Here is a 21,143-nt window from a genome sequence, read left to right as displayed (position 1 = left end):
GGCAGCGTCGAGTCATTTCCGCAGTCGCGGGATAGGTGACTCTGCCCTCTCCTGGTCTTTCACGAACTGCCTCTACCGAGATACCGTGACGACGATCTTGCCAAACTGCTGGTTCGATTCCATGTAACGGTGCGCTTCGACGATCTGCTCGAAGGGGAAGGTCTTGGCAATGATCGGCTTCAGCTGTCCGGCCTCGAGGCCGCGCGTGATAAAAGCTTGCGCAGGCGCCAAGCGTTGCGGATCACCGGTCAGTTCGAACAGCGTGTAGCCGCGCACGCTCAGGGCCTTGTTCATCGCTGCCAAGGCCGGGAACGGCGTCTCCTGACCGCTGAGATTGCCATAGATGAAAAGCAGGCCCTGCTGACTCATCGCTTGCGCCAGTGTTTCGACTTGCGGCCCCGCGACCGGGTCGAAGGCGATGCGCGCGCCGCGGCCGTCGGTGATCCGCATTACCTCCGCGACCAGGTCCTGCTCCTCGGTGGCGATCACATGCGCCGCCCCCGCCTCGCGTAGCGCCGCCTCCTTCGCGCGCGTCCGGGTCGTCGCGATCGGAATGGCGCCGACGCTGTTGGCGATCTGGATCGCGGCCAAGCCGACGCTGCTCGAAGCCGCCGTGATGATCACCGCATCACCGCGCTTGAGTTGGGCAATCTCGATCAGTGCGCCATAGGCGGTCAGATACTGCATCCAGATCGCCGCCCCCTTCACCGCGCCGACGCCCGCCGGCCGCTTCAGAACCCCCGTGGCCGGCACGATCGCCTGCTCGGCATAGACGCCAAACTTGTTCATGGAAAAAGCCGGAATCACGCTGACCGCTTCGCCAACCTCGAAGCCGTGAACGCCGCTGCCCAGCGCCTCGACGATGCCGGAAGCTTCGTAGCCGAGCCGGGCCGGCAGCTGCGTCGGCTCCAGGTACACACCCGAGCGGAACATGGCTTCCGCGCGATTCAGGCCGATCGCCTCGACGCGGATGCGCAGCTCGCCGGAGCCCGGAGCGCCAACTTCGAGCTCTTCGATCTGCAAGACTTCGGGGCCGCCGATCTGATGAAAACGGACAACACGGGTCATTTTGGGTCACCTTCTATTGAGGGATGGGAGCAGTGAGCCAGCCCTTGGCTGGCGCAGGTTAGCCGCCCCGCGCGTTACAACGTCGCTTCGGTCTGTGTGTCCGGCGCGTGGTTACTTCACGGGTATGCAAATGCTATTCGCCATATCTAGATTTGTAAATATGTAATTTTAATAATTTTATGCCCGTCCCTGCTCCCCCTATCTACGCTGCCTATGAACTCTCCCTGTCGAAAAAAATGCTGCCATCCGCTAAGTGCGCCACGGGTGGTTCGCTCTTCGCCGGTCATCTGGTCGCTTATGTAATCATGCCGTTATTTGCGCTCGCCAATGCCGGCGTAAGCCTTGATGGCGTCAATCTGCCCAATGAGGCTCTTTGACGGTCATGCTCGGTGTGTCGTTGGCACTGCTCATGGGCAAGCCACTCGGCGTTCTTGTCAGCAGTTGGACGTTGGTTCGCCTGGGTTGGTGCCGTCTCCCAGAGGGCATGACGTGGTCCTGGATGTGGCTGATCGGTTGCCTGGCGGGCATCCGCTTCACCATGTCCATCTTTATTGCGTCACTCGCGTTCAACGATGACAGTCTACTGAGTGCGACCAAGCTGGGCGTGCTGCTTGCCTCGGCAGTAGCCGGAGTGATTGGCTTGGTGTTTGGACGTATTATTGTCTTGCGAATGAAAGTAGCCGAAGGTTTGCCAGGTACCCGGCCGTCCGAGTGAGGCAAACCTGCTGGGCTGGATAGCTGGCGCTCTTGCGCACATTCTGTTTCGGCGCAATTCTGACGGGCATCTTGGTGTTGAAACGGTTGGCCCGCGAAAACGAGAGTTCGATCTGAAAGTTGTTTTGAAAAGTGCCTGCTACACTGTCACTTCATCCGTGTAATACCCCTCAGGCCGCCTCAGTGCGGCCTTTTTTCATCACCCGTATGGGGTAAAAGGAAGCAACTAATCAGCAGCGGCTCTTTGTAGCAGGAGAGCCTACAGACGACTGACGAGGCTGCAATGGTAAGTGGCATGGGAGAGGACAGCGGGAAACCGGCGTCAGGATTGTCCTAAGACCAAAACCAGAGAAGATTGTCAGGCCGGAGTTCGGTAGCGCCACAATGCCAATACGAAAGAGCTCCATGGGAGAGTCGACATTAGGTAGTCGACATTAGGTAGTCGACATTAGGTAGTCGACATTAGGTAGTCGAAATTAGGTAGCGTATTTCGATTATTGTGAGCCGATCTTGTTGCGAATCAAGAAGGCAAACGCATGACAAACACCCACACTGACCACCACAGCCCGTGGTCTATCTTTCTCATCTTTCTGTGCCTTGGAATGAGCTCCTTCGGCGGCCCCATCGCGCACTTAGGCTATTTCCGTGATGAGTTCGTCACACGACGGCGCTGGTTGTCTGAACGCAGTTATGCAGACTTGTTGGCGGTGTGCCAATTCCTGCCAGGGCCTGCAAGCAGTCAGGTTGGTATGGCCTTGGGTCTGTCCCGCTCGGGCTACGCTGGAGCCATGGCGGCTTGGGCAGGATTCACACTGCCCTCAGCCATTGCTCTGGTCCTGTTCGCGCTGGGTATATCTAACTAACGCGATGCCGTCTCGTCGGGAGCGCTCCACGGTCTGAAAGTGGTGGCAGTACCTGTGGTTGCCCAAGCTGTATGGGGCATGGCACGAAACCTGTGCCCGGACGTATTGCGTGTCACCATCATGGCGATTGCTGCCTGCGTCGTCCTACTTATGCCATCTGCGTGGGGGCAGGTCAGCATGATTACTGCTGCTGCCATCGCTGGCCTGCTGTTCAAGCCTACTCAGCACTGCGCACACGATCTGCTGCCGATCGCGGTAAGCCAGCGTGCCGGAGTGATCTGGTTAGCACTGTTCTGTACGTTGCTGATGGGGTTGCCTGTCTTGGCCGAACTGCTGCCGAGTCATGCCGTAGCAATGGTGGATGCCTTCTTCCGTAGCGGGTCACTGGTCTTCGGTGGCGGCCATGTCGTGCTGCCGCTGTTGCAAGCTGAGGTAGTGCCCTCCGGCTAGGTCAACAATGACGCGTTTCTTGCTGGATACGGTGCTGCGCAAGCGGTGCCCGGTCCTTTGCCCCAGCTGTGTGAATCGCCCCTGATTTTCTAGACACTCTCCAAGCTCATTGCATAACGCCCATTCAAGATGCCAACGGCGGGTTCGGTGGCAACGTTCTGAGTTCCACAAGTTGGCTGTTTAACACCGCGTTGTCTTGGAGCAGACGTTGTTGCTCTCTGGCAAGTTCGGTCAACTGGGATTCTGCTTGGGTGAAACGGTCCGTCAGAAGACGCCGCTCCCGCTCGGCCACAGCCAACTTCGTCCGCGTATCAGCCAAGCACTGTTCGTCCTGGACATGCCGCTGCTCCAGTGCCTGATGGATCTGTTTCAGCTCGGCGAGTTGCCGTGCCAACTGCTCCTGTGCGCTGCGGCTGAGGATCAGCGACTCCTGGGACGTGTGCAGGGTGCTCTGCAGTCGATCGTGGTCCTGCGCCCAGCGTTGTTCCTGTGCGTGCAGTTCGCCCAGGTGGGTTTGTTGTGCGGGCAGGCGCTGGCGGAGCTCTGTCAGCTCCTGTTCCAGGTGCTGCTGGCGTTGTTCCGCGGCCTGGCGCTCGTCGGCGCGCTGTTGCGCGACCGCTGCCTGGTAATGCTCGAACTGCCCCTGCGCTTGCTGCAGGTGTTGGCTCAGTGTGGCTATTTCCGCGACGCGGTCGACCAGGCGCTGTTCGAGCCCGAGCTTTTCGCTGCCCAGACTGACCAAGGTGATTTCCTGCCGCTGCACGGTTTCTTCCAGCCCTTGGCTGCGTGCTTGGGCGGTGGCCAGCGCCTGACTTTGTTGCGCCTGTGCGTTGAGTAAAGCGACCCGCTCGCTGAAAACCTGCTGCAACTGCTCCTGCAGCACGGCGGTGGCTTCGCGATGGGTCTGCTCCGACTGCTCGACTTGGAGGGTCGCCTGCGCCTGCACTGTTTCGTAGACCCCTTTCAACGCCAGGACCAGCTCGGCAGGCAGTCCAAGCTCCGCGTGCGCCACCGTGTCTTGGTGGGCTGCTTTCCAACGTTTTAACAGCGGCGCGATGGTGCTCTTGCTGCCGGTTCCGCCCAAGGCTTCGCGGACGCTGTCGATCGTTGGATTTTTGCCTTAAGCAACGAGTTGGGCGGCGGCGGCGGCGACGTGGACATACATGATCCCTGGGCGGGCCATAAGCACCTCGGATTTTTTCGTACCGTAGTATGGAAAACGTAATACTGCAGTTTAAGTAGAATAGAACAGCCCGGCGAAACCCTCGGCGAACCGACGATAAGCGCGGTTATCGCGAGTTAGGCGTTCACGCTCGGCATTCGCTTCTATAATCCGCAGTACGCACGGCCTCAACAGGCGTTTTTGGATGACGGAAAGCAATCACGACGAAAGCCTCCCTACCAGGCGGCTCGACAAATCCGCGGTGCCAGCGCGTACCCCCGGTACGCTTGCCACGCCCGAGCAGTTGGCCCAGCAACACCAACGTTTTCTCGCGGCGGCCACCGCCGACAACACCCGGCGCACCTACCGCTCGGCCATCCGTCACTTTCTGGCCTGGGGCGGCCTGCTGCCCTGCGATGAAGCCGCAGTGATTCGCTATCTGTTGGCCTTCGCTGGAGCGCTCAACCCGCGCACCTTGGCCCTGCGTCTGACCGCGCTGGGGCAATGGCATCGCTTTCAGGGGTTTCCTGATCCCACCAGCAGCGCCACCGTGCGCAAGACCTTACGCGGGATTGAACGGGTGCATGGCCGCCCACGACAGAAAGCCAAAGCCTTACTGCTGGAGGATCTCGACCTGATCGTGACGCACCTGGCCACGCTCGACGGGCTCGCGCCGCGGCGGGACAGTGCGCTGCTGCAGCTCGGCTATTTCGGCGCATTCCGACGCAGCGAACTGGTCATGCTGGAAGTGCAATACCTGCAGTGGGAGCGGGAAGGGCTGCGGATCACGCTGCCGCGGTCGAAAACCGACCCCGCAGGGGAGGGACAGGACAAGGCTATCCCCTACGGCGACAGCGTCTGCTGTCCGGCGACGGCCTTACGGAGCTGGCTAGATATCGCGCAGATCGAACAGGGGCCATTATTCCGCCGTATCAACCGCTGGGGCGTCGTCGGCGAGGTGGCGCTGTCCGCGGGCAGCGTCAATGCCATCCTGGCGGCACGTGCCGCAGCCGCCGGGCTGTCGTATGTGCCAAAAATGAGCAGCCACAGCCTGCGCCGGGGCCTGGCCACCAGTGCGCATCGGGCCGGGGCGGATTTTCTCGAGATCAAGCGCCAGGGTGGCTGGCGCCACGACGGCACCGTCCACGGCTATATCGAGGAGGCCGGACTGTTCGAGGACAACGCGGCGGGTAAGCTGTTACGGCGGCAGCGTTCACCCTGATGCCTTCCTGCTTTAGCATCCGCCGAGGATCTGACAGTTGACCTTCTCTTTAGCAGAGTCCAGTCGAAGGCCTTGAGCGCGTGGACAGTAAGTAACTCTGCCCCATGAAAAACTAAGTAAAATCATGCTGTTGCAGAACGAATGTCCTAATTTTTCCCTTATCTCGGCATAACCCCCAGTACCGAATCGAGGGCGATTCCCTTCTGAGGAATCGCCACAGTTGCGCGTCAGTACTGGCCGGCCTGAAGAGACTGGAATTTCTCCACGCGCTCAAATTCCTCTAGTGGGCGGCGGGTGGTTATCTGGTTGTTCTGGAGTTCAGACATGAGGGCATTCCTGCAGTTGCGTTGAAAGAAGGCTCTCACGAAGCTGGGATATGCAAGCCTTCAACGGCGGCATCGATTGGGAAGGGGGGACGCGCGGTAACTCAGAGACCTCCGGGCCCCCGAAGGGGCCGAGCTGGTATCACGCTGGAACTTCGCCATCTTCGACGGCAGCCTTGGCTTCCATGGCTTTGGCTTTTTCGTCAGCCTTTTTCTCTTTGTTGCTGATTTCGTCGAGCAGCGCTTTCATCAAGCTTTGGTTCTCAGGGCTTAAGCCATTAAACCCTGGGTCTGCAATCACTTTCTTGGCGGCGTCATACAGCGGTTTAGCCTGCTTTTTAACGACCTTCTCCAGGCTGGCGCCGGCAATGAAGCTTTTCGTGACGCTCTTCTTACCCGCTCGCTTAGCGCTCTCCAATCCTTGCTTGAGCACATCTACGGCGCCGCCACGGTGTTTGCGAAGCATGTCCAAGGCAAGACCGACCGAACACTCGCCATTCTGGATCATGGTCACAATGCTGATGGGAGCACTAACTACTTCGAGCAATTGATCCACGTACTCAGCGCCGAATCCCAGCTTTTCGCCGATCTGCGCGGAAGTCCAGTTGAAGCCGGCCAAGCGCTTGCAAACCAGCGCGGTTTCGAAAGTCGTCAGTGGCTTGCCGGTATTGCTGGTGTACAGCCCAGCGATGATGTCCTGCAGTCCAATGCCTTTGGTTGGCAGCGTGACGATGGGAATGTTCAGGATCTTTGCGCCTTCGGCCAGCGCGATACGCCGTGCTGCCAGTCGACAATGACCATCTGCCAGATAGCAAACAGAACTCCCGTCAGATTGTTCGACGACGAAGACCTCCAGCGGCTTGGAAGTTTTGAAGCCGTTAACCTTCATGCTGTCGGCAATTGTGCGGATATGGGCCTGCAGGTCTGCATCGTTGACGCGGACGTTCAGGCCATCCATCACGTGGATTTTGTCGATCTCTGTAACCGATGGCATCCAGAGATCGCGGGCTTTCGCGCTCATCCCGCGTTCGAGAGCGCCTTTGATGGAACCGAGCACGAAATCCATTGAGTACTCGCTGGCCGGAATATCGGAGTCTTTGAGTGTGGCGACGTGTTCGGTCATGTTCTCGTTCCTATGGATGATTGGGTTTGAGGTTGTGCCTTTCATGATTCGAGAATACTCACGATCGCGAAACCGCAAGCGCCAATCCGGCTACAAATCTGGGGCAAACCTGCACATGTGAGAATCACCAGGCTGATCACCGATTGAATGCGAGGTGTAGCCAGTCGAAAAGAATCTTTTTGCGGGGAGTTGGTGGCCAGATGTCGCCGGACCTTGATGCGCCCCCGGGGATCGAAAAGCATGGATGGGTTTGTTTCCTCCCATTCAGGCCCGGGGTTGGTACCGCATATAGGCGTGAATTGAGGCTTACCGTATCGGTGCTTGTGGGAATATCTGCCAAACAGAAATGTCGTTATTTAGGGGGCAGGATGAGCACGCATATCGACAACGAAGTACGTGAGGTTCTCAATTCAACGGTTGCAAGCAATTGGCTCAAGGAGGCCCTTAGCAAGGCGCTGGAGCGCGATTGTGTTGATGCTGCAAACGATGCCGAGGTTCTGGCGGATCTGCTCAACAAGCGTTGCGAAGAAGCCCTTAAAGGGCTCGCTCCAGTTTCATAATCTCGGTCTCCGCCATTCACGCCCGGACCACCGCCAATAGGATGTCTGCGGTGAGCAAATCGAAGAGCTCTGTAGATCGGTTAAAGCCGGGCAATCGGCGGGAGGCGATCCTATTGGCGCCAACTGCCCTTAGCGGCGAATTATGCCCCTAAGATTTCATCGACCAGTCTTTTTTCTGCCAACCGATCCCTAACCGGCGCCTGTAGGCGATCGAAGAAAAGCCCCCGCTCATAAGTGACAATGAGTTGGGCCTTCCACTCAATGCCACTCTGAGTGGCGTCCGGCAGCTGCGCTTTGCGCGCACGCTGTCGTGCTTCGCGGTATGCGCCTTGCCACTCCTCTCGTGTTGAGTTGTAGCGACCCAGGGTTGGTTGGCGGGAGAAGGGGATTCGTCGGTAGATTTTTTTGGTTGAGCATGGAATCAGAGCCGCGGACACGTTTTCTTTGGTCTGTGTGGGGGAAGGATTCATCTATAGCTCCTGTTTCGGAATAGGGTTACCGAAATTTCCCATGAACTCTTCGAACTGCAAGACTAGGGCGAAGGGCTCTGTTTCACCTGGAGCAGCTCCCCGTTCTTTTCCCTGCCTCCTCAGCCTCTGTCAAGCTGGCGCGGTCTGCACTCAGTGATCATTCCTGGGTGGGGGCGTGAGCTGGAGGCGCAGAGGATACCCGTCCATATATCAGTGGACCTCAAGCGTTATCGAAATCACTGTGCCGGGCAGCCTGGAATCGGCGACTGAAAGAGGGCCGAACTCAACCCAAACCGTGTAACCAACCTGCGATCCTTTGTGGACTGGCTATAGAGCGCAGAAAAAAACCTGAAGGAGAACGTATGCCCACAGTGCAGTTCATGTCACGAATTGACGCGCAACGGTATCGGCCGGCAGGCCAAGTGCATTTGCTGTCCATTTCTGACGGTGAGGACGATCAAGCTTTGGTGGAGGCCAGCCATTGGCAGAGCGTTGAATTTCACTATTTCGTGGATGGTGATTTCGACGAAGAAAAAATGGCGATGTTCGGGACCAAATTTGAGCATCTGTTCCGCGACTATTTTCTGATGCCCCAGGCCGATCGTCTGCGCGAGTCTATCGGTAGGCTGACTACTACCGGATTGGACATTGTAGTGAACTGCCAGGCGGGCCGGTCTCGTAGTGCAGCTGTGTCGCAATTCATCAGCGAGACCTACGGTTACTCACTGAGCCAGGAAACCCCTGAGGCGAATCAGACTGTACTTCGTATGCTGCGCCGAGATAGTGCTCTGCTGGCTGCATATCGCGAGACGCTGGCGCCGGTTGCTGCAATACCTGATCTCCATCCCGGGGCGGTGAAAAGACTGCTGAATTTGTTCGCGCTGTGGAGGCCGACTAAGACCTGACCGTACTCGGCGAATTCCGAAGATAACCGCCCTACTCATTGATCACCCAAACCGGCTATACCGGGTTTTTCTTTTTAGCCGAGTTTCATGCTCGATCAATGTTTCTCTGGCGCGGGACAAATCGCCGGGGTAGGGATTGCTGCTGGGGCCGAGGGGGATCAGGAAGCCACCGAAAGTGGGAGCCAGATGGTTCTAATAAGTGGTTCGAATACGGGGGTTGCAGTTTACGAAGCGCCGGTATTCTGAATCTGCTCTCACCTTTCTAGCGTGAAAAAATAAAGCACATTCAAGGACTCTCGATGAATCGTATCTCCCTCCCGCTCTCCTTGCTGGCAATCGCCGTTGCGACCTCGGCAAGTTTCGCAAATGCAGAAAACTACGATGTCAATGCCGGACCCAAAGTGTGGAATGCCAGTGTCGCTGAAGATCTGACCATCACCGGTGGTCTGACTCTTGTCGACATCAACGGTGATCCGGTGACCCTGATTGAAGTCAATGGTACCGACACAAAGTCCATCACCAACCAGGGCATCTTGCGGGCATTCGCCGACGGTGGCGTTTCGTTCGCACTGAATCATGCGCTGGTTGACGGCAATGTGCTCAATGCCGGGCAGATTCAAACCAACGGGCCGAACAGCATCGGCATGCTGATCGACAGTAGCGGTGTCAGCGGCTCCTTGTCCAACGCAGGCACAATCACCGTAACCGGTCGCGTCTTCCCAGTAGGGACCCCGGCCACATACGGGATTCTCGTAAAAAACTCGGACATCGAAGGCAACATTGCAAACACCAACGAAATCTACGGCAGTGGACACACTGTTGTGGGGGTGGGGATCGTTGATGACGGCCAGCATCAGGTTGGCGGATCCGTTACTAACAGCCGGGTTATCTCGGTCAGCGGTGAAAAGTCCATTGCCCTTCAATTGGCCGGGGCCGATTTAAAAGGTGGCATTTCCAACTCTGGTCTCCTTTACGCCAGTGGTGCGGGCGCGAGAAGCGCTGTGCTCGAAAACTCTTCGTTCGGTACACTGGTCAACTCCGGTGTGATCAACGCCGTAGGCGCACAAGGCGTCCCGGACCGAAGTGTGACAGCCATCTATGTCGACAACGTTCAGGGTTACACCGACGGCAACCTTGGCACCGCTGTCATTCAAAACACTTCCACCATTTCCTCATCGGGCGTTGGCATCCTCAACACTGGCGCGTCTGATCTGGTAATCAACAACACAGGTCGAGGCACGATTATGGGCAGCATCGCCGCCATTGATGGTGGTGATCACACGACCCTGAATTTGGGGGGTGGGTCGGTAACCGGTGACATCCTTGGCCTTAGCCAATTGAATGTACTAGAGAACAAGTCTGCCATCGTGACTGCAAAGTCCATTGAGGCAGGCTCGCTGAACGTCGGCAGCAATGCCCGGCTGTACCTGCGCACTTCTCAAGGTAGTTTGAAGGGGGATTTGCACCTAGCAGGCGGATCGGCGATGGATCTGATGCTCGCCACTGACACCGACCCGAAAACGGGCTACCTCAATGTCACCGGTACCGCAACCTTCGACGCGGGTTCGGCGGTGCAAGTTTCGGCCAAGCCTTTTGACTTTATACCGACACAAGAAGGCGTCGAGTACGTCCTGGTAAAAGCAGGCTCTATCGCCGATAGCGGCGTGTCCGTGTCCAGCAGTTCCTATCTTTTGAACGTCAAGCAGTTCACCGTGGACGGCACGATTGTTAAAGCTGTCGTTCAGGCAAAGGCAGATGATGAAATCGGCGACATTGAAGATCCGGAAGGTGGCACTGACGTTGGCGGTGACAATGGCGGTTCACCGCATGGCAACGACAGCATTTTCAATGGCTCCACGGGCGCAATTCTGGTCATGAAGAACAGCATCCTCGGACAGTTGCAGCCAACCGACCCGGTGTTCCAGGCATTGAGCAACGCGCAAACCCGCGAGGAAGTGCTCAAGATCGCCAAGCAGTTGACCCCAGAGGTGAACGGGGGGAGCACAGTGGCTGCGCTCTCTGGCCAAAGCATTGTAGGTGGGGCAGTAAGTAACCGCGTGAGCAGCCTGCGCACCGGCCTATCGTCGGGGGATGTGCTGAAGGAAACCGGTGTCTGGGCACAGGCTCTGTCCAATAATTCGGACCAGAACAAACGTGGTGGTGTTGATGGGTTCCAGTCCAACAGTGGTGGTATTGCGATTGGCGCCGACGGCAAGCTCAGCGATCGAATCACGATCGGAGCTGCGTTGAGCTACCTGAACACCAACGTAACCAGCGACAGCGGCGATAAGACGGAAGTGCAGGGCTCTGCATTCACCCTCTATGGCAGCTACGAGATGGGTAACTGGTTCGTGGATGGGAGCGTGACTGCCGGTAAAAACGACAACGACTCCAAGCGCTTTATCGTGGGGACTCAAGCCAAGGGTAGCTATGATTCCGACCTGCTCGGTGCGAGTGTCCTGGGCGGCTATGATTTCCACTTCGATAACCTGGTTGTCGAACCTCGCGCTGGTGCCCGCTACACCAATGTGAAAATTGACGGCTTCACTGAGCACGGATCGTCGGCCGCACTTCAGGTTGGTGGTCAGCGCTTTGAGGTCGGTGAAGCTGGGGCAGGGGTTCGTGTTGCTGGTAACTTCCCTCTTGGTTTGGGTAGCATCGAACCTGAAGCGACCGTGATGGCTTGGCACGACTTCATCGGTGACAAAATATCCTCGACGTCCGCATTCGTTTTAGGCGGTAGCCCGTTCGTTACCACTGGTGCTTCGCCTGTCCGTGACAGCTACGAGGCAACGCTTGGAGCGAATTACCGTATCGGCGCGGTAACCGTGGGTGCGAGTTACACCTACCAGACCAAAACTGACTTCGACGGGCAAACGGTGCTGGGCCGCGTTCGTTGGGATTTTTAAAAAATGCTCAAAGAAAACCCGCTTCGGCGGGTTTTTTTTCGCCTAAAACTCGGCTCTGTAAGGTCATCCATGGGCACTGGATGGGTTCAACAAGGCCGTGGAGCGGTACTCTCCCTAGGGTAGATTTAAAGCAACAAACTGCCCCCCCTTGCACTTTAAAAAGATGAGTGAGACTGGGTTCACAATCGTAATCAGTGGTGAACCTATGGCCGCAAATCATCATGGCGCCCCGACAAAATGTAGTGGTCAACTAATCCCGGACACGACGTTAAGTTTTTTCTCGGCCTGAGCTGGGGCCAGTCCATTGTTGAATTGGTGCGGTCTAATCCAGTTGTACCGATGCATCAGGTAATGACTGATGTCGCGGTGCGCTTCTTGAGCTGTCATGTAGCCCACGGTCGGTATCCATTCAGTTTTCAAGCTGCGAAACACACGCTCCATCGGCGCGTTATCCCAGCAGTTTCCACGACGGCTCATGCTCTGGCGCATGCGGTAACGCCAGAGCCGTTGACGGAACTGGCGGCTGCCATATTGGGAGCCCTGATCCGAGTGAAACAAAAGCCCTTGAGGCCTGCCACGCTGCTCGTAAGCTATGTCCAACGCCTTGATGACAAGATCCGCATCCGGCCTGTTCGACAGCGCCCAGCCCACCACTCGGCGCGCGTAAAGATCCATAACGACAGCCAGGTAATGCCATTTCCCTTGAGCCCAGATGTAGGTGATGTCGCCACACCAGACCTGATTCGGCGCCGGCACATCAAACTCTCGATTCAAGATGTTCGGAATGTCAGGCCGCTCAACCGTCGCTTGTTTGTAGGCATGTGATCCAGGTTGTTTGCTGACCAGCTCCAGTTCCCGCATCAGGCCTCGCACCTTGAACCGCCCGATTTGCTCGCCGTCTTCCTGCATCATCGACACGATACTGCGGCTACCGGCGGCGCTTCGACTTTGCGTAAACAGTTCGTTGACCCGGCTGCGCAACCGAAGCCGCTCAACGTCTGGAGTTCGGCGCCTGAGGCGGTAGGCGTAGTAACACGAACGAGTGACATCAAAGACTGCGCAAAGCCAATCGACCGGCTCTTGGGTACTTAACTGATCAATCAGCGTGTGCGCTCGTGCTCTTCCGACATCAAGAGCGCGGTAGCCTTTTTTAAAATGGATTTCTCCCGCTCAAGGCGAGCAATGCGCGCTTCCAGTTCTTGGATTTTCTGCTGCTCAGGCGTCAGCGCTTTGCTTTGCGGAGTAACGCCGTTGCGCTCCTGCTGGAGTTGGTTAACCCAGCGACGCAACGCGGACTCGACAACCCCGAGCGAGCGGCTGGCTTCGATATGGCTATAGCCTTGATCGAGCACGAGGCCTGCGGCCTCGCGTTTGAATTCAGCGGAAAAGGAACGACGTTGCTTGGTCATCAGACACCTCTATCTGGCGAGCATTCTCGCCTAAATGGGTGTCCGGTTTCATTAGACCACTACAAAAACGTGTCTGCGCTCACACCGATATATTCAAGTTCCACTACAGGAATAAAGGTGGGCTACGCAGTGATCTGAACTATGCCCACGCTACCTTGTGCGGTGCGTGCAGTCAGAAAGTAAAGGATTGGTTAGCTTTTCAGGGCAAAGGCTTCCATAAGGTTGAGCTCCCCAAACTTCAGGGGCGAACCGCCGGCTTGATCAGTTGGGGAAATCGAGTTCGCATCGAACGACTGCGTACCCTCGGTCCGTTGATGAATCATCTGCAGGCGTCGAGTGATCCATTGGCCGCCGTCGTGCTAAAGGTTCTGGAGTTGATGTTCAAAGTGCCCAACGCGAGTTACTGGGTTGATGTGGAAAAGCAAAATTACTCTTCGTACAACCTGCAAGGGGACGTCTCGCTATTGCTTCGTGGTTCTGAGTGCCGCGACAACCCTCAGCGAAGTCCGTCCGCGGTTGGCTTCTGGATGGAGGCTCGGCCAGTCGTTGCGCAGGAAGCGATTGCCTTTGTGAGGGATAACCTAAAGGCATCCATCGCCGCGCATGGTCCAAGCAGCGATCCTGAAAAAGCTACTGCGTAACAACCTAAGGGATGAATGACCCGCGTCAGGGCAAGCTAGAGGTCCCACCCTCTGCTGTAGCTATGTGGGGGATAGACTAAGGTTCGCCCCTAAACTGAGGTCAAATTGGTGCCCGCACAGTTCGCGCTGATTGGAGAATGAGGCATCACGATACGGAGATGCACCATGCTTGGAAAACATTTTCCATTGGCCCTAATTCTGTTGGTCGGGGTTTTCCCGGGGGTGGCGCTTGCCGAACCAGTACTACAAAACATGGCCGATAATCTGGACGAGTTGATGAAGTTCATCCCTATGGTCATGGGCCCGATGTTTCTGTTAACGGCCATTATGTACTTTTTCTCAGGAAACTCTGGGCGATCTGTTGAGCGAAAAGCGGGCGCTGAAACACCTTCACCGTTACCGTCCTCAGTAGGGCAGCTCCAAGAAACTGCGAATGGGCCTGATCCGGTTGCGATAATAAATACAGATCGCATGGAGCCCCTACAAGCGGAGCAGCCCTGGAGGGTGGGGCGGAAGCTACATTTGGACTGAATATGGGAACACAGCAATGAACAGTCCAGGCAGCCCGGCGAGTCGGGCTTATCGATCGGGTTCTTACCCCAAAATCAGGTCTTCAAGCCGAATATCGGAAATTAAGGTCCTAAAAAACCGAGTGGTTCGTCCTGAAGGTCTACCAGAGCCCATTTACCTGACTATGGGGTAAAAGGGGCGAGCTCGATGGATCTCTCAGCTATGACCTGGTTTGGCAAACATTGCCAGTTGTTCGATAAACCTGCTCGGCGTCCTGTCAACGTGAGCTTTCCTAGCCTGCTTAAATCATACCTTCGGGCGACATGATGGCCAACGCCCCCCTACTTCCACCATCCCAACTCCTAATGCGCCTCCAGTCGTCTGCACTTTCTTACAAGCTTGCATTTCTGCCCTTGGTGGCATGCTGATATGGTTTGTTGCCCCGTCTCCTGGTTGGGCTAGCCATCCCAGCGCAAGTGGGGTTTGCCCCAGCTTCCGGCTCAGATGAAGCACCAGTTGACCGTGGCCTCGTGAAACACTGAACCCATAGATTTTTCAATGGAGATGAGATTGATGTCTGTATCTGACACCAACAACGATCGCATCAGCATCCCGCTAATGCTGGCTTTTCCCGTGGTGGCCATCAACACGTTTGAAATGAGCCGGGCTATTCAAGTCGTCGATGCGGCAGCGAAGGAGCGGAAAAAAACGTTTGAAAGCATGCCTTTCAAGCAAGTTCCTTCGCCCGATTACATCAAGAACCTGGCTGGCAAGGCTGATAAAAACGGTCGAGGTACGGTGATTTTTGACCAGTACTTTTTTGACCGCAGTAAGGCCAATCCTGAAAACCTTCCAAGCTTGAAGGCGTCCTTAGCCACAATTGAGGAGCTCGGTGTGACGTATGTCATCGCCGGCCGAGATGCGCTGTCCGAGGAGTTTGTCTATCACATCGACCTACCTCCGATGGATCAGCAGGAGGTGATTGACGTACTGCTGAGTGCTGAGCGCGATGTCCAATTTGCCAGCGAAAGTTTAGCCGGTCGGGCAGACATGACACCCACAATCTTCAGTGAAGCCGAACGCGCGATTATCGCGAACCACGCGATGGGGTTGTCTCACAGCCAAATGCGTAACGTGTTCATCTACTCGGCCTATCTGAAGCGCAAAGGGCATGAATATCTTGGGGAAATCCGGCGGGAGAAAAATCACATCCTGCGTGATGTGGGGCTGGATGTGCTCGAGCCCGTGGCTATCGAGACTGTAGGTGGATTAGGACCGCTTAAGGAATTTCTGAACATCCGCAAAGCTGGATGGGAAAAAAATCTTTCGGTCAAAGGGCTGCTGTTGGCCGGTGTGCCTGGCGGCGGGAAAACGCTTATGGCTAAGGCAGCCGCAGGTGTATTCGGAACGACATTGGTCCGTCTGGACATGGGGCGCTTCTACTCGAAATATCTCGGTGAGACTGAGGCCAAGTTCACCCGTGCGCTGCAGACCGTCGAGCAGATCGCGCCGGTAGTGGTACTGATTGACGAGATCGAAAAGTTTTTCGGTAGCTCGGAAGGTGAGCATGAAGTTTCGAAGCGTCTCCTCGGTACCTTCCTGTACTGGCTCCAAGAGCGGAAGGGCAAAATTTTCATCGTGGCGTCTGCTAACCGGGTGAGTCAGCTACCACCTGAACTGATGCGAGCAGGGCGGTGGGATCGGTGTTTTTTCATCGACTTGCCGAGCATCGAGGAGCGCTCCTCAATCTTTCAAATCCATATCAATAAGGCCAAGGCCAACCCCGCAGAATTCAATCTGCCGGCGTTGATCGACGGGAGTGATGGCTACACCGGGGCTGAAATTGAACAAGCGGTGGTTGATGCCTTGTACATCGCCAACGCCAAGGATACGGCGCTGAGCCAAGAAATTTTGCTGGCAGCATTGGGTGATATCACACCTACAAGCGTCACCCGCAAGGCCGACATCGACAGCATCCGGCGCCTGGGTGACCAAGGGTTTTACCCTGCCAACACCTACGACAAAGTTCCGGGCTCGACGATGGGACGTCAGCTTAGCGTCGACTAACAGGAGAAAATCAATGAGTCATATCGTTAAAGGAAAGGTATCAGTTTCCTACACGGACCTGGATGTGCTGGTAAAGGCACTTTCCGGGCTAGGGGAAGTTCGCGAAAACGAAAAGCTGTATCGAGTGGGCGTTGGGTACACGGATGAGCGCTACTCGCTGGTCCTGCTCGATCCCCAAGACCACCAGCGCCGGATCGGATTTCGACTTGAGGGCGGCGTTTTCAACCAGTACCAGGAAGACTACGGGTCGTATGGGGCCTGGACTGCCCAGACCAGTAACAAGATCGTCGATCGCTATCTGGCGTACCACTACGAGAAACAACTCAAAGCTGAAAACTATAACGTGACGGTGATGACTCAGGCCGATGGCACGCTCGAGGTTGTTGCTGAGGAGGTGGTGTGGTGAAGAAAGTCGTTATCACGATCAAGGGCGGCCGTATCAATGGCGACTTCCAGGGGTTCCACGGCAAGACCTGCGAAACGCTGGAGCAGCGTCTGCGCCCCGAAGGCCTCGAGATGCAGGAGGTCGAAAAGAAACCGGAATACGACTTTCAGCGTGAAAGTGATCAGGCAGAGTATGTCTCCAGCTAATAGCTCGACAAACCCCAGACCGTATCCAAACCGAGCTAGTGCGTCGACGTGTGGCTGGCTCGCAGTGGTGGGTCTGGAGTTATGTGTTGATGTAATCGGATTCATGGCTGGTAGAGCACTGGAGTTTTTGGATGAACAGCGCAAAACAAATCTTTCTCATCGCCGCTGTAGTGGTGCTAATCGGTTGGATTGCAACGGGCTGGAGCGCTTTTCTGTTCCTTGCCCTTGCGTTAGGGCTGTTCGGCTCGATCGGATCGTTCGAGAGCTCAAGTGTTAGCCCGACCTTGGAAGCTGAGGGTACTCGAAGCTCTGTCGTTGTTACGGATGTAACTCCCATGAAACCAGCCGAGTTGGCTTTGCCAGGGCGAGCAATAGTGGCCCCAACAACTGAAGGGGCTGTTAGACCTTCAGGTAGACGTCTTTTTTTGGATGATGTCACCGACAAGTGACGGAGCAGAGAAGAGCGCTTATGTCTCATAAAAGACGAATCGTCATACGCAATGGAACCGTTACCGGCTTTGCCGATGAGGTCAGTTTTGCGGGGCTTACCGTAACGGGTTTCGACAAGAAACGTGTCTCACGCATCCTCCCCACGGGCCGCTTTCAGCGCGGTTGCTTTCTAGCGCTTCGCGCACTGGTCAATGATGAGTCAAGAGCCGCGTCGTGGACCAGGCGCTGGCACTGCCAGTGGAACGTCCAGATCGATAAAGAATCGCATGGACCGTTCGAAAGTCGTTCGGCAGCAATTCACTTTGAAAAAGAGTTCATTTACAGGCAGGGGAAACTTGGCAGCCCAGTGCAGTTGGGAGCGATAGATAGTGCTGATTGATAATTTCGTCCGGGTTGCGGTTGTTTTGTTGGCTGTTTCATTGGGTAGTTTTGTCGGGATTGCGTCAGCTGAGGAAGGCGCGTCCCCGTCGCAACCGGTGAAACAGGATGTTCTGTCGGTCAAGACATTGAACCTGCGATGGGATCAGTGGAATCATGAGGCAGGAAGTGAGCTCAGGGTCTGCCCGGGGCGCTTTCGTACAATTAACGGGGAGATACGGTGCCGGGTTCCCGATGGTGGTCTCAATGGCTTTCTGGGAGGCATGGTCACGGGTGAGTCCATGACTGCTCAGGAAACAATCCTTAAATTGGCAGGCAATACCGCCAAAATTGTTGATGTCACTCAGAACGGCGACGAGAACAGGTTGCAGATCAAGTTCTCTCATCAGGCCACTGGTGGCTCGGTATCGTCCTTCACGGATCTCAGTTCGATTGCCACTCGCACTCCCACCGAGGATGACGGCGTCGCCAAATCAGTCCTTGGTTGGGTTTTTGGGGTAGCGTTTGGGATTGTCCTTATCATCGTGATAATTGTGGCCCACTCTGAGCGCAAAGCCTCAGCTGCCGAATTTGAGCGATCTGCCAGCCCAGCCCGGTTGTGGGTCGAGCAGGCATCCCAACAACCTGCGGCCCGGGTAATCACGCCTCCACCACTTGTTTTACAGCCAACGCAGCCAGCGCCTCCGACGACTGAGTCAGCTCCAGAATCCACATCAGCTTCAGGTCGCCGGCTCTATCTGGATTGATTAATCGTGGAATCGAAGCAACCGATAGGCTGGCTATAGCCAACCCTGCAATTCGACCCGATACATTCCATCCCCACCCTAAAACGCCGAGGCAGGTCGGTTGAAACACGCCAGTTTCGCGTCCTCGGGAACACAATCAGGAGCAAGCAGAAATATGACTCAAGTCTTTATCGTAGTTGCAGCGGCTGTGTTCGCTGGTTTCTTGTTTTGGGGCGTGTTCACAGCTACAAGGGTCTTGGCCTCCACTACCTTCGTGGTTCTCGGATTCAACGTTCCAGCTCTCTTTGTTCTCATCGTCTCCCTTACCCTCGGTTCTACGATGTGGATGTTGTTCGAGGCTTTCGGAATAAAAACCGCAGCTGCAGCCGGGGCTGTGACCATCGAAGCGTTGGCCTTTTACTCCCTGAGTCGTTCCGGTGCGTCAAATGGCAGCGCGTCGCTCTGGCTCTTTAACGCCTTTGTTCTCGGCGGGTTGTTCATCTTGTGTGTAGCTCTCTTGGCTTAGGGCAAAGCTAACTCTTGTGACCGCCTGGCATTGGCGCCCTCACTCTAGGGCGGATCAATGCCTTTTTCGCGCCTGAATACTTGACCCTTTCACCCTACAAAGGCGAGTCGAGGGTCCGACACTTGAAGTTCTTAAAGCCGATAATCATCTGTTCCGCGTTCTGCATCCTGGTCCAGCTTTTTTCAATCAGGCCGGGCATTGATGGCGTGACGTATATGGCAGCAGGTTTCTTTGAGTACCTGGTTGCCGCATTAGTAATCATGTGCGGCCTATATCTGGCTCACAGTCTCACCGGTACGAAAGTCCTGACTGTTCTAAAACTCCTTTTGATGGGTGTTCTGGCCCCGGCGATTTCCATTGGCGCGTATGCGATGTGCGGCCATCTGAACTCACTGATCAGCCTGCATCTTCTGGCAGTTACCTCGGCCATCGTTGTGCTGTCGGGTACTGGCATTTACCTGATAGTCATAGCTGCACTGCTGGCCAAGGAGAATGCACCTACAGGGATCGATTAGCGCGTTAGCCATGGACGGGCCTGCTCCCTTGCAGCATCAATGGTGCTCAAGATAGCCCCGGCTATTGGGGCAAATTGACGGATCAATGACCAACTGGTTGATCAGAATGGAACATATAGCCAAGCAGGATGCTGCCATGACAGACCTTAGTAATTTCAGACCCGCTCAAACTGAGTCAGCAACGGGACCGACGGTTTGGTTGTCAATTCTCGAGAAGTGCTTGTCAGCTCATCAAGTAAGGTCGGTGCTCGATCGTGCTCATCGCTTGACCTGCCAATTCCTCCCTGATCGCCTTGATTCAGAAGACTCTTCTGGAGAGTTCCGAAGCCAGCAGTTGAACGGCACTGCCCAACCGGTGACGCACGACTCGTGCGATCCACGGGCGGCGCTGAGTTCGACGAGCGCACGGGTGCAACGATTCGACCGTCTGTACAAGAATGCCGGTATGACACATCGAGTTGAGGCAGTAATTTATCTGGAATTTGGCGGGGCCGAAGCGGCGACTTTTTGGATGAGAAAGCCGAGCGAGGAGGCAATTCAAGCTACGCTCAGAAAGCGAGGGTCACTGAGCGTACAAAATTACCAACTTATTGAATTGTAAGGTTTTCACCGTTCCCATCGTGGGAATGCACACCTGATTATGGAGTAAATTCAGGTGTTCACGTCGATCACTTGCATTCAATAACCGTTGGGTATCATGGGACTTCGATCACAGTAAATTGAGAACCTCGATGCCCTTCACTGATCTCCGACTGTGTGCACGTATCAGCGTTGTAATGGTGGGGGTGGCCTTGAGCACGGGCTGTGTAAATTACACCGCTCGCCTCGAAGGCGATGCTCAAGCTGCGGGCCGCACGACCGTGATCTATACCGGAGGAATCTACCCTGTCCAGGCGGTACTGCCCAAGGCCGTGAAAGGGGATGTGTTGAGGGTCTACGTCGAGGGCGATGGCCACGCTTGGGCGACTGCAAGACAACCCAGCACAGATCCAACGCCTCATGAAAACCTTGTAGCAAATCTCGCTGCTAACGATCCTGGCGGAGCTGTGTACCTCGCCAGGCCCTGCCAGTTCGTCTCGAACGAGCATTGCAATACCAAGATGTGGACCGATCAGCGTTTCAGCCCTCTGGTCATTGCATCCATGTCGTCCGCTCTTGACGCTCTGAAAGTGCGGTATACGGTGACGCGCATTGAGCTGGTGGGTTACTCAGGTGGCGGCGCAGTAGCCCTACTTCTGGCTGCGAAAAGGGATGACGTAGTCTCAGTTCAAACCCTTGCCGGCAACATAGCCGTTACGGCTTGGACGCAGCTGCAGGGGTTGACGCAGTTAAGTGGTTCGCTTGATCCCGTGAGCTATGCAGACAAGCTCAGGACGATTCCTCAGCGGCATCTGGTCGGGGACCAGGACAGTGTGGTTCCCCGGGCGGTGTCATCGGCGTACCTGTCAAAGCTGGGCAGTACGCAGTGCGTGGAGATAGTCACTGTCCATGCGAACCATCAGGATGGGTGGCCCGCTGCCTGGGCTGGCTACAGTCGTCGGCGTACTAGTTGCGTGAAATAG

Annotated in this window: 18 protein-coding genes and 3 pseudogenes; 16 read left to right on the top strand and 5 right to left on the bottom strand. The window is 55.9% G+C overall.

Features of this window, described 5'->3' with window-relative positions:
• Window positions 1-72: 72 nt before the first annotated feature.
• Complete coding sequence (locus tag ACP7D9_RS13265; protein ID WP_069557595.1) at window positions 73-1,068, bottom strand: zinc-dependent alcohol dehydrogenase family protein; 996 nt, start codon at window positions 1,066-1,068, stop codon at window positions 73-75.
• 290 nt (window positions 1,069-1,358) lie between these two features.
• Here ACP7D9_RS13265 and ACP7D9_RS13260 point away from each other — a divergent pair.
• Both ACP7D9_RS13260 and chrA read left to right on the top strand, forming a co-directional pair.
• Window positions 1,359-1,783: pseudogene (locus tag ACP7D9_RS13260) on the top strand (Na+/H+ antiporter NhaA); the annotation flags it as partial.
• A gap of 535 nt (window positions 1,784-2,318) precedes the next feature.
• Window positions 2,319-3,155: pseudogene (gene chrA, locus ACP7D9_RS13255) on the top strand (chromate efflux transporter); the annotation flags it as partial.
• A 64-nt stretch (window positions 3,156-3,219) separates the two neighbouring features.
• On the opposite strand, the pseudogene ACP7D9_RS13250 reads toward chrA, so the two are convergent.
• Window positions 3,220-4,203, bottom strand: a pseudogene (locus ACP7D9_RS13250) (DNA-binding protein); the annotation flags it as partial.
• Window positions 4,204-4,462: 259 nt separating this feature from the next.
• Between ACP7D9_RS13250 and ACP7D9_RS13245 the strand changes: the two are divergent.
• On the top strand, window positions 4,463-5,479 hold the full coding sequence (locus tag ACP7D9_RS13245; RefSeq protein ID WP_273878235.1) for a site-specific integrase: 1,017 nt from the start codon (window positions 4,463-4,465) through the stop codon (window positions 5,477-5,479).
• A gap of 465 nt (window positions 5,480-5,944) precedes the next feature.
• Here ACP7D9_RS13245 and ACP7D9_RS13240 read toward each other — a convergent pair whose 3' ends face one another.
• On the bottom strand, window positions 5,945-6,925 hold the full coding sequence (locus tag ACP7D9_RS13240) for a hypothetical protein (protein ID WP_426157930.1): 981 nt from the start codon (window positions 6,923-6,925) through the stop codon (window positions 5,945-5,947).
• Window positions 6,926-7,293: 368 nt separating this feature from the next.
• On the opposite strand from ACP7D9_RS13240, the gene ACP7D9_RS13235 reads away from it, so the two are divergent.
• Window positions 7,294-7,485, top strand: coding sequence for a hypothetical protein (locus ACP7D9_RS13235; protein WP_426157928.1), 192 nt, complete (start codon window positions 7,294-7,296; stop codon window positions 7,483-7,485).
• 140 nt (window positions 7,486-7,625) lie between these two features.
• Here the strand turns inward: ACP7D9_RS13235 and ACP7D9_RS13230 are convergent, their stop codons facing one another.
• Window positions 7,626-7,955: a hypothetical protein gene (locus ACP7D9_RS13230; RefSeq protein ID WP_426157926.1), complete on the bottom strand. Its 330-nt coding sequence runs from the start codon at window positions 7,953-7,955 to the stop codon at window positions 7,626-7,628.
• Window positions 7,956-8,317: 362 nt separating this feature from the next.
• Between ACP7D9_RS13230 and ACP7D9_RS13225 the strand changes: the two genes are divergently transcribed.
• Together ACP7D9_RS13225 and ACP7D9_RS13220 are read left to right on the top strand one after the other, a co-directional pair.
• The gene (locus ACP7D9_RS13225; protein ID WP_426157924.1) at window positions 8,318-8,860 is read left to right on the top strand and encodes a hypothetical protein; all 543 of its coding nucleotides are present in this window, start codon (window positions 8,318-8,320) and stop codon (window positions 8,858-8,860) included.
• A gap of 299 nt (window positions 8,861-9,159) precedes the next feature.
• Window positions 9,160-11,769, top strand: a complete 2,610-nt coding sequence (locus tag ACP7D9_RS13220) for an autotransporter outer membrane beta-barrel domain-containing protein (protein WP_426157922.1) — start codon at window positions 9,160-9,162, stop codon at window positions 11,767-11,769.
• Between the two features lie 246 nt (window positions 11,770-12,015).
• Here ACP7D9_RS13220 and ACP7D9_RS13215 read toward each other — a convergent pair.
• Window positions 12,016-13,178 (bottom strand): IS3 family transposase gene (locus ACP7D9_RS13215; protein ID WP_138763349.1). Its coding sequence is split into 2 segments (ribosomal slippage): window positions 12,016-12,923 and window positions 12,923-13,178, totalling 1,164 coding nucleotides; the frame shifts between segments, so codons are not numbered across the junction.
• Between the two features lie 314 nt (window positions 13,179-13,492).
• On the opposite strand from ACP7D9_RS13215, the gene ACP7D9_RS13210 reads away from it, so the two are divergent.
• From ACP7D9_RS13210 to ACP7D9_RS13165, 10 genes are all read left to right on the top strand, one after another.
• Window positions 13,493-13,819 (top strand): hypothetical protein, encoded by a 327-nt coding sequence (locus ACP7D9_RS13210; protein WP_426157920.1) that lies wholly within the window; start codon window positions 13,493-13,495, stop codon window positions 13,817-13,819.
• Between the two features lie 1,083 nt (window positions 13,820-14,902).
• Window positions 14,903-16,396: an AAA family ATPase gene (locus tag ACP7D9_RS13205; RefSeq protein WP_426157918.1), complete on the top strand. Its 1,494-nt coding sequence runs from the start codon at window positions 14,903-14,905 to the stop codon at window positions 16,394-16,396.
• 13 nt (window positions 16,397-16,409) lie between these two features.
• Window positions 16,410-16,802 (top strand): hypothetical protein, encoded by a 393-nt coding sequence (locus tag ACP7D9_RS13200; protein WP_426157916.1) that lies wholly within the window; start codon window positions 16,410-16,412, stop codon window positions 16,800-16,802.
• Window positions 16,799-16,987: a hypothetical protein gene (locus ACP7D9_RS13195; protein ID WP_426157914.1), complete on the top strand. Its 189-nt coding sequence runs from the start codon at window positions 16,799-16,801 to the stop codon at window positions 16,985-16,987. Before ACP7D9_RS13200 ends, ACP7D9_RS13195 begins: the two co-directional genes overlap by 4 nt.
• 131 nt (window positions 16,988-17,118) lie before the next feature.
• Window positions 17,119-17,436 (top strand): hypothetical protein, encoded by a 318-nt coding sequence (locus ACP7D9_RS13190; RefSeq protein WP_426157912.1) that lies wholly within the window; start codon window positions 17,119-17,121, stop codon window positions 17,434-17,436.
• A gap of 20 nt (window positions 17,437-17,456) precedes the next feature.
• Window positions 17,457-17,816, top strand: coding sequence for a hypothetical protein (locus ACP7D9_RS13185; RefSeq protein ID WP_426157910.1), 360 nt, complete (start codon window positions 17,457-17,459; stop codon window positions 17,814-17,816).
• Window positions 17,806-18,561, top strand: a complete 756-nt coding sequence (locus ACP7D9_RS13180) for a hypothetical protein (RefSeq protein WP_426157908.1) — start codon at window positions 17,806-17,808, stop codon at window positions 18,559-18,561. Before ACP7D9_RS13185 ends, ACP7D9_RS13180 begins: the two co-directional genes overlap by 11 nt.
• A gap of 154 nt (window positions 18,562-18,715) precedes the next feature.
• Window positions 18,716-19,066 (top strand): hypothetical protein, encoded by a 351-nt coding sequence (locus ACP7D9_RS13175; RefSeq protein WP_426157906.1) that lies wholly within the window; start codon window positions 18,716-18,718, stop codon window positions 19,064-19,066.
• Window positions 19,067-19,188: 122 nt separating this feature from the next.
• Window positions 19,189-19,581, top strand: coding sequence for a hypothetical protein (locus ACP7D9_RS13170; protein ID WP_426157904.1), 393 nt, complete (start codon window positions 19,189-19,191; stop codon window positions 19,579-19,581).
• A gap of 85 nt (window positions 19,582-19,666) precedes the next feature.
• Window positions 19,667-20,182, top strand: a complete 516-nt coding sequence (locus tag ACP7D9_RS13165) for a hypothetical protein (protein WP_426157902.1) — start codon at window positions 19,667-19,669, stop codon at window positions 20,180-20,182.
• The last annotated feature ends 961 nt before the right edge of the window (window positions 20,183-21,143 follow it).

Origin of the sequence: Pseudomonas sp. TSRC2-2, from assembly GCF_049897785.1 — a bacterium.
Lineage (GTDB): Bacteria > Pseudomonadota > Gammaproteobacteria > Pseudomonadales > Pseudomonadaceae > Aquipseudomonas.
Note: the sequence above shows the minus strand (reverse complement) of the source record. Positions and strands in the feature narration are given on the sequence as shown.